This window comes from Dyella sp. 2YAF14 (genome assembly GCF_052114725.1).
GTDB lineage: Bacteria > Pseudomonadota > Gammaproteobacteria > Xanthomonadales > Rhodanobacteraceae > Dyella.
In genome coordinates, this window is sequence record NZ_JBFRFH010000001.1 from 684,891 (window position 1) to 702,921 (window position 18,031).

The following is an 18,031-nucleotide window of genomic DNA, read 5'->3' on the forward strand; positions in this document are numbered from 1 at the left end:
TGAGCATCGCCGTTCGTCACACTTCCCCTGCATGGGAACTACTTGAGACAAACCACAGACAGACGCCGCGGGTTTTCACCCGCGGCGTCGTGTTGATTACATCGCCTTCTTGGCCTTGGTCAGCAGCTGATCGAGCAGCGCGATGGCCAGGTCGATTTCTTCGTGCGTGATGTCCAGCGACGGCGCGAAGGTGATCACGTTCTTGTACCAGCCACCCACGTCGAGCACGAGGCCGATCTTCTTGCCGTTGTGCTCCAGGTCGCCAGCGAGGCCGATGTCGACCATCTTGTCGAGCAGCGCCTTGTTCGGCGTGAAGCCGTCGTCGGTGCAGATCTCGGCGCGCATGGCCAGACCCAGGCCGTCCACGTCGCCGATTTCCTTGTGGCGCTTCTGCAGGTCGCGCAGGCCTTCGAGGAAGTGCGCACCCTTCTTCGGCACGCTGGTCTCGTAGTCCAGCTCGTAACCCATCTTGATCACTTCCAGACCCAGTGCGGTACCGAGCGGGTTGGAGTTGAACGTGGAATGCGTGGAGCCCGGCGGGAAGATGGTCGGGTTGATCAGCTCTTCGCGCGCCCACAGGCCCGACAGCGGGTTGAGGCCGTTGGTCAGCGCCTTGCCGAACACGATGATGTCCGGCGTCACGCCGAAGTGCTCGATCGACCACAGCTTGCCGGTGCGCCAGAAACCCATCTGGATTTCGTCGACCACCATCAGGATGCCGTACTGGTCGAGCACCTTCTTCAGATCCTTGAAGAAGTTCATCGGCGGCAGCACGTAACCGCCGGTGCCCTGGATCGGCTCGACGTAGAACGCGGCGTACTCAGCCTGATTGACCTTGGGATCCCACACGCCGTTGTATTCGGTTTCGAACAGGCGGGCGAACTGGCGCACGCAGGCATCGGAATATTCTTCCGGCGTCATGCCCTTGGGGCGACGGAACGGATACGGGAACGGCACGAACATCGCGCGCTCGCCGAAGTGACCGAAGCGGCGACGGTAGCGGTAGCTGGAGGTGATCGACGAAGCGCCGAGCGTGCGACCGTGGTAGCCGCCCTCGAAGGCGAACATCAGGCTCTTGCCGCCGGTGTAGTTGCGCACCAGCTTGAGCGAGTCTTCCACCGCCTGCGCACCGCCGACGTTGAAGTGCACGCGGCCCTTCAGGCCGAACTTCTGCTGCGCGTCGACGGCAATGGTCTTGGCCAGCTCGATGCGGGTCTGGTGCAGGTACTGCGAAGCCACCTGCGGCAGCACGTCGATCTGGTTCTTCAGCGTGTCGTTCAGGCGCTTGTTGCCGTAACCGAAGTTCACGGCCGAGTACCACATCTGCAGATCGAGGAAGCGCGTGCCGGCGGTGTCGATCATCCAGCTGCCTTCGCCATGGCGGAAGATCTTCGGCGGATCGACGTAATGCACGGTATCGCCAAAGGAGCTCCACTGGGCCTCATCGGCCAGCAGCTGGGCGTCGGGAATAACGACGCCAGCGGCGTTCTTGTCGTATGCGTTCATCAGGAAATCCGGAATAGATCAGAAAGGGGTGGAACGGGCGAGGCCCGTTCAGGGGATCGTGGCGGCCAGGGCGGGCTCGCCCGGCGTGTGTTCGGCCAGCAGGCTGCCGTCGAGCAGACGGGGCAGCAGCTCCAGCGCATCCTCGAAGCCGGTGATCGGCACATAGGGGATGCCGGCGGCGCGGCAATGCTCGATCAGGCGGTGCTTGGCGAACACGAAATCGACGCGGTCGGCTGCGCAGAAGTCCGAGGCGCCGTCGCCGATCAGCAGGGTCTTGGTGCCGGTCTTGGCGGCCTGGGCAGCCACGGCGCACTTGCAGGTGCCGCTGCGGCAACCGTCCGCCTGGAACGGCGAGGTCAGCTGCCACTGACGCGGCGGCGTGGCCGGAGCCAGGTGGTTGGCGGCCAGCGGCAGATCGTCCAGGCCGTAACGGCCAAGGATCTTGTGGATGGCGTAGTCGAGGCCGTCGCTCACCACCCGCAACGGGGTCGACAATTCGCGCGTCCTGGCCACGAAGGCCGGGAACGCGTGGTCGATCCACAGCGAGGAGAGATGCTTGTCCAGCGCTTCCTGGGTCATGTCCAGCAGACCCACCTGCCCGGTCATGCATTCGCGCGAGCCGATGCGGCCGGCACGCCAGTCCTGCTCCAGCGTTTCCCAGCCGGGACGGCCGAAACGGTCGAGCAGGGAGTCGATCACGTCCTCGACGGAAATGGTGCCGTCGAAATCGCAGAGGATGGTCCAGCCTGTCACTCGGTGAAGCTCCGCCAATGCAGTGTGATGACAAGACTAGAAAGACACCCCTTTCGGCCCCCTTTCTTGCCGAAAGTTGCTGCGTAAAAACGGGTATTCTGGTGTCGGCCGTCAATAAGCTAGTTGAAGGCTTGCTCCGGTATGCTAGGGAACTCCCTGTCGTGCCGTTGCTCAAATCTCAGGAACTTCGTGCTTCAGCGTCGAAACAACCCGGATCTGCCGAACATGGAAGCTGCGCCTCGCCGGGATCGCCGTCCATTGATCAGTGCCTTGCTGGCGTGTGGACTTGCGCTGGTGGCCGGCTGCTCGGTGGCCCCGTTGCCCGAACTCAAGCCGCCCCTCCCCGAGACCTGGCGCAATGCGCCGGCCGGCGTGGCGCCGCCCTCCGCCGACCTCAAGGGCTGGTGGACCGCGCTGGGTGACCCCGAGCTGGACGCCCTGATCGATCGCGCCCTGCAGAACAACCTGGACGTGGCCCAGGCCGCCGAGCGCCTGCGCGCCGCGCGCACCCTGAACCACCACGCCCACGATCCCTACCTGCCCAACCTGCACGGGCGCACCAACGACCTGATCGATCCGGACACCACGGCTTCGTATTTCGTGGTCGGCTTTGATGCCGTGTGGGAGCTTCCGCTGTTTGGCGCCTGGCAAAGCAGCAAGCGCGCGGCCCAAGGCCAGGAGAACGGCGCGGCGGCCGCCTTGCGCGGTGCGCAGGTGTCCCTGGTGGCCGAAGTCAGTCGGCGCTGGATCGAACTGCGCTCGGCCCAGGAGCAGGCCCGCCTGCTCACGGCCATCCGCGATGCCCAGCAGCAAAAGCTGCAGCTGGTGCAGGTGCGCGAACAACTGCGGCTGGTGGCGCCAGTCGAGGTCGCCAAGACCCAGGCTGAACTCGCCCGCGCCGAGGCCGCGCTGACCGAACCCCAGCAGGTCATCAACGCCTGCGTGCAGCAGCTCGCCCTGCTGCTGGGACAGCCCGAACCCGATCTGGCGTGGCTCACGCCCGGTCCACAACCGCGCCTGGGTGCCTGGCAGCTCACCACTGCACCGGCCGACATGCTGCGCGCACGTCCTGAAATCGCCAGCGCCGAAGCCGAAGTGCTGCGCGCCGCCGGCGAGCTGGGCATGAGCCGCGCGGACATCTATCCACATATCGGCCTGGGCGCGTCGCTGCAATGGTCGACCAATATTCTGTCCAACTATCGCGCGCACACCGGCGAAGCCATTTCCTCGTTCGGCCCGATCATCGATGTGCCCTTGTTCGACTGGGGGCAGCGCGTGGCCGCGGCACACGCCAAGGATCATGAGCTGAAGGCCGCCGTCTACGCCTATCGCCAGGCCGTGCTGCAAGGCGTGGCGGAAGCGGAAACGGCGATGGGCGACCTGGAGCAGTCGCGCACACGCGAGGACGCCACGCAGCGCGCCAGCGTGGCGCTGGACAGCAGCATCACCGCCCTGCGCAAGCGCGAGGAACTCAACCTGGGCAGCAAGCTCGACGTGCAGGAAGGCCTGATCGAAAACCAGCGTGCACAGCTTGAACTGGTCAGCGCCATCGCCGCGCGCGACCTCGCCTATGTCTCGCTTTACAAGGCCCTGGGTGGCGCAGCGATGCCCAACCCGCCGATGCCCAACCCGCCGCCTTCCGACGCACCCGTCGCAAAGGGCACGGACTGATGGTCGCGCTGGCACGTAAAACCCTGATCTACGAATGGCGCCGCTTTCTGCCGGCGATCCTCGCTGTCGGTTTCGCCGGCCTGCTGCAATTGCTGCAGGCCGCGCTGGTGCTCGGCATCTTCGGCAGCGCCAGCGTCTACATCACCGGTTCGTCGGCCGATTTGTGGGCCGGCTATCCGGGCACGCAGAGCGTGAACCTCGGCCGCTCGATTGATTCGGGCGTGGAAATGCGACTGCGCATGGATTCGGCCGTCACCGCGGTGGAACCGTTCCACTGGGTCGATGCCGACTGGCGTGGCCCCAGTGATACGGGCGGCGTGTCGGTATTCGTGTCCGGCATCAATGCACGTCCCGACGGCATGTTGTTCGCGCATGCGCTGCCGCCCGCCCTGCGCGCGCGCTTGAACGAACCGGATGCGGTGATCGTCGATCGCGCCGATCTGGACAGCCTCGGCGTGAAGGTAGGCGATAGCGCCGTCATCAACGGCCATCGCGTGCGTGTGGTCGGCGTGAGCAGCGGTCTGCGTGCGCTGGGTGGCGTGAACGTGGTGGCTTCGCTGGCCACGGCGGCCGAACTCGATACCGATCCATCCAATGCCAATCGCATGACGTATTTCGTGGCGAAGCTGCGCGACCCGGCTGCAGCCGACGATGTCGCGGCGCGCTTGCGCGGCAATGGTGCGTTCGGCAAGTACGACGTGTGGACCGCGCAGGATTTCGCACGTCGCTCACAGCTCTATTGGATGTTCGATACCGGCGCCGGCGCGGGGGTATTGTTCCTTGCCGGCATCGTGTTCCTGGTTGGCGCCGTGATCACCAGCCAGACCCTGGTCGCTGCGGTGATCGGTTCGGTGCGCGAATACGCCACGCTCAACGCACTGGGCGTCGGCGTCGGTGCACTGCGTCGTGTCGTGATGGAACAGGCCTTCTGGGTGGGCGCGCTGGGCCTGGTCGGCAGCACCGTGCTCGGCGCCATCGCACTGGCCATTGCGCGCAGCCGCAGCGTGCCGGTGGCGCTCGATCCGTGGACCACGCTGGCCTGCCTCGCGCTGGGCATGGGCCTGGCCATCGTCTCCGGTCTGGCCGCCATGCGCAGCTTGCGCCGCGCCGATCCCGCCACCTTGCTGAGGTAAGCATGAGCGCGCAGCCACAGGCCATGCCCACGGTGTCGTTGCAGGCACGCAACGTCACCAAATCGTTCTCGTCGGGACCGATCCACCACACCGTGCTGCACGACCTCACGCTGGACGTGCACGCCGGCGAACTCACCCTCATCTCCGGACCTTCCGGCTGCGGCAAGAGCACGCTGCTCGCCATCCTGAGCGGCCTGCAGGCAGCCGACAGCGGCCATGTGATGGCGCTGGGACAGGACCTGGGCGTGCTCGGCATGCGCGAGCTCGAGCGCTTCCGTCTGCTGCACACCGGTTTCGTGTTCCAGGGTTTCAATCTTTTTCCGGCGCTCAATGCGCTGGAACAGGTGGAATTGCCGCTGAGCTATCTCGGCTTGGCACCCGGCGAAGCGCGCCGTCGCGCGGTGGCATCGCTGGAAGAAGTGGGCATGGGCCCGCGCATGGAGCTGCGCCCTTCCGAACTCTCCGGCGGCGAAAAGCAGCGCGTCGCGATTGCACGCGCGCTCGCCAAGGAGCCGGGCCTGCTGTTTGCCGACGAGCCCACCAGCGCGCTCGATGCCGCGAACGGGCAGATCGTCATCGATATTCTTCACCGCATCGCGCGCACGCACGGCACCACCGTGTTGTGCGTCAGCCACGATCCTCGACTGGTTGGCCACGCAGACCGCGTGCTCGCCATGGAAGATGGCCGTATCCTTAGTGACCGTGTGCCCTCTGCGACATTGACGTCAGGGCACGAGGACCCTTCTGCATGACCTTGCGCCCGCTACATTCCCTGCTTGCCCTGGTGCTGGTGGCACCCGTGCTGGCTGCCTGCTCGCATGACGACAGCGGCAAGTCGACGTCGTCCACCGCACCCACTGCCACGTATGCGGCGGTGGCGCGCGGCCGTGTCGATATCGAAGGCGGCCTGCTCAAGCTCAGCATGCCGCGCGAAGGCGTGGTGGCCGACATCAAGGTTCGCGAAGGCGACCATGTGAAAAAGGGCCAGGTGTTGGCCGTGCTCGACACCAAGCCTGCGCAGCTTGCCGTGAGCGCGGCCGAAGCCGAACAGAAACAGGCGAGGGCCCAAGGCAGCTCGTTGGAAGCGCGCCTGAAGGCAGCACAGCAGCGCGCCACGCGCCTGCAGGCAGCGGCGGCAGCCGGTGCTGGCGATGGGCAGAGCGCCGATGACGCCAAGGACGCCGCCACCCAGCTGCAGGGCGAACTCGACAATGTGCGCGCCGCCGACGCCATGGCTGCGCAGAAACTGGAAGCGGCGCGCTATGAGCTGGCGCAGCGCAGCCTCGTTGCGCCCGTGGACGCACAGATTGTCGAGCGCGACATCCAGCCCGGCGCCACGGTATCGCCGCAAGGCGGCGCGGCCTTCGTGCTGCTGCCCGAAGGCGCGCGCATCGTGCGTGCCGAACTCAACGAATCGTTTGTGAGCGCCGTGCACGAAGGCATGCATGCCCAGGTCGTTGATGACAGCGGCAGCGGCGTGCCGACGCTGGGCGCGCATGTGCAGCGCATCGGCACCGTGTTCGGTCCCAGTGCGCTCGAGGAAGATCCCCTCATTCGCGCCAACACGCGAACCGTCGAATGCGTACTGGTGTTCGATGAAACGCCGCCGCCGTCGCTGCGCATCGGCCAGCGTGTGATCGTTCAGTTCGGCGACAACGCAGGCGCGCGCGCCAAACCTGGCGCGTGATCCGGATCGGCATGCTGCTGCGCCGTGTTGCCGCCAGTGCGCTGCTGTCCGGCTGCGCGTTGTGCTCGATCGCCAGCGCGGACGACGCGACCGAAGGTCCCAACATCATTCTCGGCGCGGGCGTGCAGCGCATGCCGGCCTGGCTCGGCTCCAGCGATCATCGCAACCAGGCCGTGCCTTATATCGATGCCGAGCTGCCCTGGCATATCACGCTGTCGACGCTCGATGGCCTCACTGTGGATTTCATCCATAGCGGCAAGTGGCGCGGCGGACTTTACGGCAACTACCTGTGGGGCCGCGACCGCGACGAACTCGGCCCCAGGCTGGGCGGCATCGTCGAGTCGCTATCGCCGCGCATCAACGGCGGCGGTTATCTGGAATACCAGGCCACCACGCAGTTCAGCCTGGGCGGCAATCTGGCGCACGACACGCAAGGCGCCGGCGCCTATCTCAACGTGTATGCGGACTACGACCTGCCCGTCATCGGTTATCTCAACCACAGCCTGGAGCTGCAATGGCAGGCGATGAACGGGCCGGCGATGCGTCGCTTCTTTGGCGTATCGCCCGATCAGGCCAGCAAGCTTGGCATATCGCCATGGTCACCGAATGCCGGCGGCCAGCAGATCTCGCTCGAATACGACGCGTATATGCCCACCAGCATGCACACTGGCTTTGCCGTGGCGATCAATTACACGCGCTTGCTGGGCGATGCATCCGGCAGCCCGCTGGTGCGCAGCTATGGCTCGGCCAATCAGCTCACCACCACGTTGGCCTTCGTCTACCGTTTCTAAGCCGGGAACAGGCGCTCCCCTTCAACGATCGTCGCGCGTCCAGATCTGGCCGTCGACTTCGTGCACCGGAAAACTGGCGATCGGTTCGTACGCGGGCGGACAGGTGACGGCACCCGTACGCACGTCGAAGCGCGCACCGTGACGCGGGCACTCCACTTCGAAACCGTGCACCTCGCCGCCGGCGAGGTCGCCGCCATCGTGGCTGCAGACGTCTTCGATGGCGTAGAGATCGCCGTCGATGTTGTAGACGGCGATGGCCGTGTCGCCATCCCACACCACCTTGAATTCGCCCGGCAACATCTCGCTGCGCGTGCCCACGAAGATCCAGTCGGCGAGATTCATGCGAACACCTCGCCCAACGGCTTGCTCATGCACACGAAATGCAGGTCGTCGCGGCGCGGCAGGCCGCAGCGTTCATCGCCATAGGGAAACGGCAGCGTTTCGCCGGTGAGCTGGTAGCCGCGGCGTTCGTACCAGGCGATCAGTTCGGCACGCTGCACGATCACCGTCATGCGCATGGCCGGCACCTGCCACGAGGCGTGCGCCACGCGCTCGGCTTCGGCCAGCAGGGCCCGGCCGATGCCGCCCATCTGCAGCTGGGGATTCACCGCAAACATGCCGAAGTACCCTGCCCCGCCCTGCCGTTCGATATGACAGCAGGCGAGCAGGACGCCATCGCGTTCGGCCAGCAAGATCTTGCTGCCTTCGCGACCGATCAGCTCGGACACGCTTTGCGCATCGGTGCGCTGCCCGTCCAGCAGGTGGCTTTCGGTGGTCCAGCCGCGCTGGCCGGATTCGCCGCGGTAAGCCGATTCGACGAGGGTCACCACGGCCGGCACGTCGGCGGCCGCAGCGGTGCGATAAAGGAGTTCAGACGCAGTCATCATCCCCACATGATACCGCTCGCTGTCGTCATCGCACCGCACAATGACCTTCGACACTGTCGGCTCCCTGACACCCCTGCCTAGCCTGTGGATTGGGGCCGAGCGCCCTGCGTATGACCACGACCGGATGCACGCCATGCATCCCACCAGGGAGAATCCATGAAGAACCGCATTGTGAAACCGCTCGCGCTGGCCGTGGGCCTGGCTCTGTGCACCGGCGCGCTGGCCGCCCCCGGCGGCTCCTTCGACGTGAAGGAGCTGGACACCAACAAGAGCGCCTGCAACGACTTCAACGGCTTCGTCAATGCGAAGTGGCTCGCCGCCAATCCGATTCCCGCCGACCGCACGCGCTGGGGTTCGTTCGATGCGCTGCGCGAAGACAGCCTCAACGTGCAGCACAGCATCGTCGACAAGGCCGCCAAGAATGTCGCCAGCGCGCAGCCTGGCTCGATCGAACAGAAGATCGGTTACTTCTACGCCTCGGGCATGGATGAAGCCGCCATCGAAAAGGCCGGCTACGACCCGATCAAGCCGGAGCTCGCGCGCATCGACGCGCTGAAGAACAGCAAGGACGTGGTCGCCTATATCACCGATAGCTACGCCCGCGGCAACCCGGTGACGTTCCGCTTCTTCGGCAACGCGGACTTCAAGGATTCCAGCCGCCAGATCGCCTATGCCAACCAGGGCGGCCTGGGCCTGCCGACGGCCGATTACTACAGCAAGCCGGACTTCGAAAAAATCCGCACCGCTTACGTGGCGCATATCGCGCGCACGCTGCAGCTGGTGGGCGTGAGCGAGGCCGAGGCACAGAAGCAGGCCAAGGCCGTGATGGCGTTCGAGACACGCCTCGCCGCCGCGTCGCTGGTGCCGACCGAACTGCGCCAGCCGGAAAACCGCTATCACTTCGTCAGCATCGCCGACGCCGACAAGGCGACCCCGCACTTCGAGTGGGCCGCGTTCTTCAAGGCCCAGGGCGCGGACGTAAAGGATGGCTTCTCGCTCTCGCAGCCGAAGTATTTCGCCGAGTTCGACAAGATGCTGGCCGACGTGCCCGCCAGCGACTGGCAGGCGTATCTGCGCTTCCATGCGATCGATGAGGCCGCGCCGTATCTCTCCACGCCGTTCCAGCAGGAAGACTTCGCCTTCAACGCGCAGACGCTCAACGGCCAGAAGGAAATGAAGTCACGCTGGAAGCGCACGCTCGACAGCGTGGAAGGCGGCATGGGCATGGCGCTGGGCCAGCTCTACGTGGCGCAGACCTTCTCGCCGGAATCCAAGGCGCGCGCCGAACAGCTGGTGGGCGATCTGCGTGCGGCCTACAAGAACCGCATCGAAAACCTGCCGTGGATGAGCGATGCCACCAAGAAGAAGGCGCTGGAAAAGTGGGCTACCTTCACGCCGAAGATCGGCTATCCGGACAAGTGGCGCGACTGGGCCGGCCTGACCATTCCCAGCGGCAACAGCTATTTCCAGAACGTCCAGGCCGCCGACAAGTTCAACTACGACTACATGGTCGACAAGATCGGCAAGCCGGTCGATCGCACCGAATGGGGCATGACGCCGCAGACGGTGAACGCGTACTACAACTCGCTGAAGAACGAGATCGTGTTCCCCGCCGCCATCCTGCAGCCGCCGTTCTTCGACGCCAAGGCCGATGACGGCCTGAACTACGGCGGCATCGGCGCCGTGATCGGCCACGAAATGGGCCACGGCTACGACGACCAGGGCAGCAAGTTCGACGCGAAGGGCAACAACGTCAACTGGTGGACCGACGAAGACCGCAAGGCCTTCGAAGCACGCACCGACCGCCTCGCCGACCAGTTCAATCACTACGAAGCGCTGCCGGGCAAGTTCGTCAACGGCAAGCTGACCATGGGAGAGAACATCGGCGACCTGGGCGGCCTCAACGCGGCGTACGACGCACTGCAGATGGCCCTGGCCCGCAATCCGGCCGAAGCAAAGAAGAAGATCGACGGCTACACGCAGGACCAGCGTTTCTTCCTCAACTGGGGTCGCGTCTGGCGCGGCAGCATCCGCCCGGAAGCGCAGCTCACCCTGCTCAACACCGATCCGCACGCACCCGCGCAGTTCCGCGCCATCGGCGCACCGTCGAACATGCCAGCCTTTGCACAGGCGTTCCAGTGCAAGGCGAAGGATGTGATGGTGCGTTCGGCCGACAAGCAGGTGAAGATCTGGTAACGGCTATCGCCTGATAAGCGAGCAAAGCGCCGCGGTCATGCCGCGGCGTTTTCGTTGGTGTGGCAAGCTAGTCGCAACGTGTCATGCGTATGGCCTATCGAGGAGGCGTTGCCATGAGACATGCCATCACGGCCCTGCTCGCCTGCACGCTCGCAGCGTGTGCCACGCCGCCACCCGCTCCACCCATCGCGGGCAAGGCCGGCCTCGCCAACCCCGCGTCGACCTATTGCGTGCAGCAAGGCGGGCGGCTCGATCTGCGCAAGGACGCCGCCGGCAACGTCAGCGGCATCTGCGTCTTCCAGGATGGACGGGCGTGCGAGGAATGGGCGCTGTTCCGCGATCACCAATGCGTCGCGCCGAACGAGCCCGCGCACTGACGCCACCGGTTTACATCAGCAGCTTGCGCACCTTGAGCAACGCGGTCACGAACCCGTCGATCTCTTCGCGCGTGTTGTAGAGCTTGAACGAGCTCCCGATGTGGCGCTAACCCGCCGGAGGCGAAACCTCCGATATTCGGTTTATCACCGCCATCGAGCAATCGCCGACCGCCTACGTCCTCAGCGGATAGAGGCAGGCGGAAGCACCTTTCGTAGAGCGACTTCAATTGCCATAATCGGGAAAAGCGAAGTACACGGACCAGGCCTTGATCAGACAGGGTCGGCATCTCACGACTGATTAGCCAGACTGCTTTGAGGATGTCGCCGCTTGAGCCGTTCAATGTCACAGGGCAAGGTGCTCCTGGTCTTTGGTACCCGTCCGGAATGCCTCAAGTTGGCAAGCGTCCATCGAGCGCTCAAAGCACTCGGGAGCTGCCATTCGATCGTCATGAACAGCGGCCAGCATGAAGCCGTGGTCGACCGGATCTTGAAGCAATTGGGGATTGATTGTGACATCCGGAAGTCACAGGTGGCAGGCACCTCTCTCTTCGATCATGTTCGCAAACTGAGAGCAAACATCCGCTCTGCGGCCACTGAAATTGGAGCGGATGTTCTGGTAGCCCAGGGCGACACGGCTACCGCTTACGCGGCGGCCATGGCTTCTCGCGATCTAGGCATCCCCCTTGCCCACATCGAAGCAGGACTCCGAACGGATCATCCGCATCATCCTTTTCCCGAAGAGCATTTTCGCAGAAAGATCAGCCGGATCGCGTCGATGCATTTCGCGCCGACGAAATTGGCGGCCACCAATCTTCGCAGTGAAGGCATTTCGCCTTCGCGCATCGTCCGTTCCGGAAATACGATCATCGATCTGTTGCGCGACGAGCTGGAAAAGGGGGAAGCACCGCTCCCCCTTCCCGTTGAACCAGAACAACGCGTTGTCACGCTGACGCTGCATCGCCGTGAAAATCGGGGCCATGGCATTCGTGAGGTCAGCACGGCGCTGAAACGGCTGGTCAGTACGCAACGCGACCTCATCGCCGTCTGTCCCATGCCTGCAAACCCCATGACGCGGACACAACTCTCCCATCATTTGGCCGGGCACGATGGCGTCTACCTGACCGATTCTCTCGAGTACGCATCCTTCATCGCACTTCTGCGGCGCTCTGCGCTGGTCATCACTGACTCTGGCGGCATACAGGAAGAAGCTCCTCATCTCGGCACCCCTACCCTCATCGTGAGACGGAACACCGAGCGAGTCGAGGAGGCCGCCCTGGGCAACTCCACCCTCATCAAGGCAACAACAGCGCACGACATCTATGTGGCGGCTCTGCGCATCCTTGCCGCCCCTCGCGCCAATGGCATGCCCTTCACCGAATCATCTCCCAATGGGGACGGCCGCGCGGGCCAGCGGATAGCCGTCCATCTGGCGACATTGGCGCGAGCAGCATCCCCCTTGGAAGAGCCTCAAAGTCATTCTCTCTATGCGCATCAATCCAATTGATACAGCGACCCAGGAAGCCGCCCGGTCTGCCAGCTCACGTCTGCGCAGCTGGCTTCTCCATGGCCCCGCTCAAACGCAAGACGGCGCTCATGCCGGCGGCGTCGCTGGAAGCGTCGACGAGCGGAAGGGCGCGAGTTATATCTATGCCGAGATCTCGGGCTACTACTTACTTTGGTTGGCAGGATTGGGCGATTCGGCTCCCATCCCTCTGGTCGCTGACCGCGCAACCCGCTGCCTGGACTGGATTCAGCGAGAATTCTCAGGCGCTGCCAATCCAGCAACACGCATCCCGTTGCACGATGCACCTGCCGACTGGCGCAATCAGGCTGAATTCTTCTTCGACCAAGCCATGGTGCTACGTGGCGCCCTGGCTATACGAGCACGAAACATCGCCCTCGTGAGCGACGAGCTGCTGGCGAACCTGATGTCGAAGTTGTCGCTGTTTACACACGACGGATGCGTCGAAGCGGTTCGTCCGCATACGGGTGCAACGTCAGTGCCTGTGCGCTGGTCGACGACATCGGGCCCATTCCTGTTGAAGGCGACTGCTGCCGTCGATCTCGCGACTGACCTCGACTTCCGGCCTCAATCCTTGCTCGCCGCATGCAGGGCGCATCTTGAACGATGCGGTCATACGGGCTTTTCGGCAATGTCAGACATGCTCCACCCCTCGCTTTATTTCGCGGAGGGACTACTCCGATACGGAGCCCGGGAACGGGAGGCAGCTAGCCAGATCGTTTCGAAGTGTCTGCTCCTGCAGCGGATGGATGGCGCCATGCCGGAGACATTCCCCTCCGACATCGGCGAGGGTGAAAATACCCATCGAAACGACGTGGCGGCACAGGCACTTCGACTCGGACTGTTGCTTGGTCACAAACAAGAAGACCCAGCGCGCGAAGTCCGACTCGAGAAGCTGGCAAGACTCCTGTCCACCAGAGTGGACGCCTTGGGAAGAATCGCTTTCGACTCGGACGCTCAAACCCATGAAGCGAACACCTGGACGGCGATGTTTGCAGAGCAGGCCCTGCGCTGGTACTCCGAACCAGACTCTAATCACCATGTCATGTGCGCCGAGCTCCTCGTATGAGGTCCAGGGCCAGCGGTCTGCGTCACTGGTGGACACAGCCATGGATGTGGCGATTCATCCCCCTTTATATCTGCCTTCGACTGGCCGATCTCCTCGCATCGCGACCCTCCTCCTGGCCGCGACGCGAAGTACATGGCAGTCACACCCCCGGCCTCAGCGTCGTCATTGCCGAACGCGGTACGCCGGACCTGCTCAAGCAGACACTGGAAGCTCTGAGACGCGCGTGCGCAGAAATCCAAGAGCCATGCCAGGTCATCGTGCTGATCAACGGCGTCAGCCAATCCGACTACACCAGCCTGCAAGAAGAATTCACCGCGGTAACCTGGCGCCACGTACGCGATCCGCTCGGTTACGGACGAGCGATAAGCGCGGGCCTGGAACTTGTAGAGCATGATTGGTGCTATCTGCTCAACAGTGACATGGTTCTGGCCCCCGACGCCCTCAAGCAGATTCTCGCTTATCGCCGGCCCGAGGTATTCGCCGCCGCATCTCAAATATTTTTTGTGGACCAGAAGCGCCGGCGAGAGGAGACGGGCTGGACAGACTTCCACGGCAACACTGGGCACCCGGAAATCTACGATAGAACGCCCGACGATGGCCCGCTCATCCGTGCCCATATTTACGCCGGTGGTGGGTCGTCCCTATATCGAACGGATGTTTTGCGTCGTTATGTCTGCGACGCAAGTGACTATTCGCCGTTCTACTGGGAGGACGCCGATTGGGGCGCCAGAGCCTGGGCAGACGGTTGGCAAGTACTGTTCTGCCCCGACTCGCATGCATATCACCACCATCGCAGCACCATCGGCAAGTACTACGACGATGCGCAGATCGAACGCATCGTCCGCCGCAACGCCGTCTTGTTCGATCTGCGCAATGCTTTGACCGGACACCTCCCTGGCGCGCAACTGCATCGAGTTGCTGCACTGCCCGCAGCGAGTCGTCGCGAGCTCGCCGGAATTGGCGTCGCCCTGCGCGCGTTGAAGGCACGACTAGCGGTCGCCAAGGCACGTTCCCGCGGGTTTGCTTATGAACGCCTATGCACGGATGAATGGCACGCCGCCATGCCACTGGCGAACCACCAACGCCGTCCGCGACTTCTTCTGGTATCGCCGTTTGCTCTGTATCCGCCGGCGCATGGCGGGGCCAGGAGAATTGCAGAGATCATCAGAAGAATATCCCTGCGATTTGACGTGATCCTCCTTTCCGACGAACGATCCTCTTATGGCGAAGATTCGCGCGAGTGGTTCTCGGAACTCTACGCAGTACACCTGGTCGAGGGCCGCGGAGACATCGAGGGCGAGGCCACTCTTGCCATGACTGACCGAATGAATCGACATGCCTGGCCGGGACTGCGGTCAGAGCTGCGCCGTCTTATGGCGCTTTATTCGCCCGACATCGTGCAAATCGAATTCATGGAACTCGCGCAGCTGGTGGAGGAACGTGATCGTGACTCGCACTGGATTCTGACCTTGCACGATGTCGAACCCGGCAGCTCATCAGCGACTGGCTTTCGGAATGAATTGCTCCCTCAATATGACGGAGTGGTCATATGCACCGATGATGACCGGCGCCTGCTCGATCCGGTAGAAGCAACGCTTGTCCCCAACGGCGCGCGCGACCGGCGCCCGGGCGCCACCCCATCGCCAGAAAATCATCTGTTGTTTGCCGGCCCGTTCCGTTATGCACCAAATCGCATTGGCATAACCTCTTTCATCGACCTGTGCTGGTCAGAATTGAAGCGTCGATTCCCTGACCTGCGACTTACCATCCTCTGCGCCGACGTATCAGCCGACGTCAAAGGCGATCCGAGATTCCAGCAGGACGGCATCGAACTGCGCGAGCGATACGAAGAGCCGTCCGCATGGCTCGAGCGATGCTCCCTCACCATCAACCCATTGACCGATACCCAGGGTTCCTCAGTGAAGCTCATCGAATCGTTGCTTGCCCGAAGGATTTGCGTCAGCACCGTCGATGGGGCCCGTGGTTTCACCGGTCGAGATCTAGGTGGGCTGGTCCTGACGGAGAATGTCGCGAACATGCTCGAGCCCATCGCCACTTTGTTGGGAAACGTTGAGCTACGGCATGCACTCGAGTCTTCGAAGCTCGAGCATCTCGACGCATTTACATGGGACGCAGCGGCAACCAACCTGCAATCCCTGTATACGCATGTCATGGAGTCGTGAATGGACAAACAGGATTGGGGTTACGACCAGATTGCGGATATCTACGAGACCGACATGGGGAGAAGCATGCCCTTTGACGACATCGCCTGGTATGTCTCATCGGCCCAAAATCTGGGTGGCCGCGCCCTTGAGCTAGGCTGTGGCACCGGGAGAATTCTGCTCCCGTTGATCCGGGCCGGCATCGATGTGATCGGCATAGACCGCTCACGTCCAATGCTCGCCAAACTAAAGAGGGACGCGCACAGTGAAGGGCTCCAGCCTTCGATCCTGCAGATGGATATATCCAGATTGGGTATCACCGGCAGGTTTCGCTGCATCATCCTGGCCTATTCGCTGATCACCTATCTGCACGACGAGGTCGTCGCAGGCCAAGTGCTACGAAGCCTGGGCGAACGGCTTGAACCGGGCGGCATGATCATCCTGGATGCCTTTATCCCCAGGCCAATCCAGCAGTACGCTGAGTTCACCTTCGATTACCGGCGTGAATACGGAGACGGTGCGCTGGAAAGAAGCAAACGCATTACCGTCCTTCCATGTGGACGACACCGGATCGAACGCCGCTACGTCATTCGAAACAAGCAAGAACACGCGGTCCAGACCATCGAAACCAACGAAACGATTCGGCCATACACGGTCAAGGAGCTCGTTGCGCTTGGAATGCGTGGCGGCCTGGCCATTGACAACGTCACATTCGATTATCACGCCCAAAATCCGACGGATGGGGCACGCTTCGCCACCATGGCCCTGAGGCAGGCATGAAGATTCTCGACAGACTCAGGCATTGGACCCGCCTTCCGGAAAATCAGGATAGCCCCTCCCAGGTAAGGACTCGGGCTATGCCAGGCATCGTCTGGATCGAATTGACCTCGCGCTGCCCGTTCGATTGTGTCTTCTGCTCCAGAAAGCTTCTCCGCGGGAAAGGCCAGCACATGGACTTTGAGCTGCTGAAAAAGCTCATTCGGGAGCTCGGGCAACCAGAAGTCATTCGGCTGAACTACTCCGGCGAATCGTCGCACTATCCCCATGTCGTCGAAGCATGCGAGCTTGCAGCTGGTACCGGCGCCCAGGTCGAACTGGTAACCGCCCTGGCCTCACTACCTTGGCACCGCGTCGATGGGCTGGCTAAGGCGGGCCTGTCACGTCTCACGATATCGCTGCACACACTGGACGAGACTCGGTTCCAGGAGATCTATCGCTTCAGCGATGTGCACGAAATGAAAGCCCGCATCGAACGCATCGTCGAGTTGTCAAAGTCTGCACCGCATCACATGGCGGTCGATTTTGCATTCGTCGCCATGCAGCGTAATTTGCGGGATCTTGGCGCCGTCGCCGATTACGCATCTGCCATCGGCGTGTCGCGCGTGGATATTCATCCCGTGATCAGGCGTGACCCGATTCCCGAGACATTCGACGACGAACTCGATGGCGATCGCCTCAAGCCAAGTTTTCTCGCGGACCTGCGCGCCACGCTTGGAGGCGAAGAGCACCGGCATCCGGAGATATCCTTCCGCGTCTCAACGCCGGAGTTGATGGAGCCCACCCCGCTACGGGAGGACGCCTGCACCTATCCGTGGCCATTGCTGTCCGATGCACGGATTCACGGCTGCGAACAAGATCCATGGAATACCGTGCATATTCTGGCTGGCGGTGAAGTCGTGACATGCGAAGTGCGCGACCAGATTGTCATGGGCAGACTGACCCAACACAGCTTGTCGGAGATCTGGAACAGCCCCTCCTATGTGTCCTTCAGAGCTGATTACTTCCATGCCAGGGACACCAGATGCCGAAACTGCTCCTACAAAGTCGTGTCGGCTCCAGCACCTCTTCCTGGCGCCGTCATCGCGCCCGCCACCGGACGTTCCGGCCTGGTCTATGGCTGGCATAGCCCGGATCTTGAATCCATTTTTTGGAGCAGCCAACGAGCAAAGATCGCCCTGCTCGGCAGAGGACTCGTGCAATTGAAGTTCAGTGGATTGCTGCCGCCTGGAGAAGGCAGCGCCAACGTACTAACGCTGAAGGCGAATGGCGTTGCTCTCAAGACATGGACGAACGAGAGCGGGGAGATGGTGGACGTTCAATTCGAGAAGCGTGTGCACGCCCAGGGCCAGGTGATTCTTGAATTGGAAACATCCCAGATGTACTGCCCCTTGCGCCGAGGCACTGGCGATGACTCTCGCGATCTTGGGTTTGCCTTGATCGAAGCAAGCCTCACGGCGATCGCGCAAACCCAAACGAGCGCCATACCCTGACCGGTTC

16 protein-coding genes are annotated in these 18,031 nt (G+C 62.8%); 12 read left to right on the plus strand and 4 right to left on the minus strand.

Going from position 1 to position 18,031, the window contains the following annotated elements; translation table 11 throughout:
* Nucleotides 1-96: 96 nt before the first annotated feature.
* A complete protein-coding gene (locus AB4Y82_RS03265; protein ID WP_121878372.1) occupies nt 97-1,506 on the minus strand; it encodes an aminotransferase class III-fold pyridoxal phosphate-dependent enzyme in 1,410 nt (469 codons plus the stop codon).
* Between the two features lie 48 nt (nt 1,507-1,554).
* Nucleotides 1,555-2,259 (minus strand): MtnX-like HAD-IB family phosphatase, encoded by a 705-nt coding sequence (locus tag AB4Y82_RS03270; RefSeq protein WP_441602641.1) that lies wholly within the window; start codon nt 2,257-2,259, stop codon nt 1,555-1,557.
* A gap of 189 nt (nt 2,260-2,448) precedes the next feature.
* Here AB4Y82_RS03270 and AB4Y82_RS03275 point away from each other — a divergent pair, with 189 nt between their 5' ends.
* Genes AB4Y82_RS03275 through AB4Y82_RS03295 form a run of 5 tightly spaced genes read left to right on the plus strand, consistent with a single transcriptional unit; the run spans nt 2,449 to nt 7,541 of the window.
* Nucleotides 2,449-3,930 carry a TolC family protein gene (locus AB4Y82_RS03275; RefSeq protein ID WP_441602640.1) on the plus strand — a complete coding sequence of 494 codons (1,482 nt, stop codon included), beginning with the start codon at nt 2,449-2,451 and terminating at the stop codon, nt 3,928-3,930.
* The gene (locus AB4Y82_RS03280) at nt 3,930-5,063 is read left to right on the plus strand and encodes an ABC transporter permease (RefSeq protein WP_441602639.1); all 1,134 of its coding nucleotides are present in this window, start codon (nt 3,930-3,932) and stop codon (nt 5,061-5,063) included. Before AB4Y82_RS03275 ends, AB4Y82_RS03280 begins: the two co-directional genes overlap by 1 nt.
* 2 nt (nt 5,064-5,065) lie before the next feature.
* A complete protein-coding gene (locus tag AB4Y82_RS03285) occupies nt 5,066-5,815 on the plus strand; it encodes an ABC transporter ATP-binding protein (RefSeq protein WP_441602638.1) in 750 nt (249 codons plus the stop codon).
* Nucleotides 5,812-6,750 (plus strand): HlyD family efflux transporter periplasmic adaptor subunit, encoded by a 939-nt coding sequence (locus AB4Y82_RS03290; RefSeq protein ID WP_441602637.1) that lies wholly within the window; start codon nt 5,812-5,814, stop codon nt 6,748-6,750. Before AB4Y82_RS03285 ends, AB4Y82_RS03290 begins: the two co-directional genes overlap by 4 nt.
* A gap of 11 nt (nt 6,751-6,761) precedes the next feature.
* A complete protein-coding gene (locus tag AB4Y82_RS03295) occupies nt 6,762-7,541 on the plus strand; it encodes a MipA/OmpV family protein (RefSeq protein WP_441602636.1) in 780 nt (259 codons plus the stop codon).
* Between the two features lie 21 nt (nt 7,542-7,562).
* Here the strand turns inward: AB4Y82_RS03295 and AB4Y82_RS03300 are convergent, their stop codons facing one another.
* Together AB4Y82_RS03300 and AB4Y82_RS03305 are read right to left on the minus strand one after the other, a co-directional pair.
* On the minus strand, nt 7,563-7,883 hold the full coding sequence (locus AB4Y82_RS03300) for a non-heme iron oxygenase ferredoxin subunit (protein ID WP_046970005.1): 321 nt from the start codon (nt 7,881-7,883) through the stop codon (nt 7,563-7,565).
* Nucleotides 7,880-8,428 carry a GNAT family N-acetyltransferase gene (locus AB4Y82_RS03305; protein WP_441602635.1) on the minus strand — a complete coding sequence of 183 codons (549 nt, stop codon included), beginning with the start codon at nt 8,426-8,428 and terminating at the stop codon, nt 7,880-7,882. The genes AB4Y82_RS03300 and AB4Y82_RS03305 overlap by 4 nt, the downstream gene beginning before the upstream one ends.
* 156 nt (nt 8,429-8,584) lie before the next feature.
* On the opposite strand from AB4Y82_RS03305, the gene AB4Y82_RS03310 reads away from it, so the two are divergent.
* From AB4Y82_RS03310 to AB4Y82_RS03340, 7 genes are all read left to right on the plus strand, one after another.
* On the plus strand, nt 8,585-10,624 hold the full coding sequence (locus tag AB4Y82_RS03310; protein ID WP_441602634.1) for a M13 family metallopeptidase: 2,040 nt from the start codon (nt 8,585-8,587) through the stop codon (nt 10,622-10,624).
* Nucleotides 10,625-10,737: 113 nt separating this feature from the next.
* Entirely contained in the window at nt 10,738-11,001 is a 264-nt protein-coding gene (locus AB4Y82_RS03315; protein ID WP_441602633.1) for a putative hemolysin, read from the plus strand.
* A 328-nt stretch (nt 11,002-11,329) separates the two neighbouring features.
* Nucleotides 11,330-12,505 carry a non-hydrolyzing UDP-N-acetylglucosamine 2-epimerase gene (wecB, locus tag AB4Y82_RS03320; RefSeq protein ID WP_441602632.1) on the plus strand — a complete coding sequence of 392 codons (1,176 nt, stop codon included), beginning with the start codon at nt 11,330-11,332 and terminating at the stop codon, nt 12,503-12,505.
* Entirely contained in the window at nt 12,486-13,592 is a 1,107-nt protein-coding gene (locus AB4Y82_RS03325) for a hypothetical protein (protein ID WP_441602631.1), read from the plus strand. The genes wecB and AB4Y82_RS03325 overlap by 20 nt, the downstream gene beginning before the upstream one ends.
* Nucleotides 13,593-13,636: 44 nt before the next feature.
* The gene (locus tag AB4Y82_RS03330; RefSeq protein ID WP_441602630.1) at nt 13,637-15,775 is read left to right on the plus strand and encodes a glycosyltransferase; all 2,139 of its coding nucleotides are present in this window, start codon (nt 13,637-13,639) and stop codon (nt 15,773-15,775) included.
* Nucleotides 15,776-16,534: a class I SAM-dependent DNA methyltransferase gene (locus AB4Y82_RS03335; RefSeq protein WP_441602629.1), complete on the plus strand. Its 759-nt coding sequence runs from the start codon at nt 15,776-15,778 to the stop codon at nt 16,532-16,534.
* A 77-nt stretch (nt 16,535-16,611) separates the two neighbouring features.
* On the plus strand, nt 16,612-18,024 hold the full coding sequence (locus tag AB4Y82_RS03340; RefSeq protein ID WP_441602628.1) for a radical SAM protein: 1,413 nt from the start codon (nt 16,612-16,614) through the stop codon (nt 18,022-18,024).
* Nucleotides 18,025-18,031 lie beyond the last annotated feature (7 nt).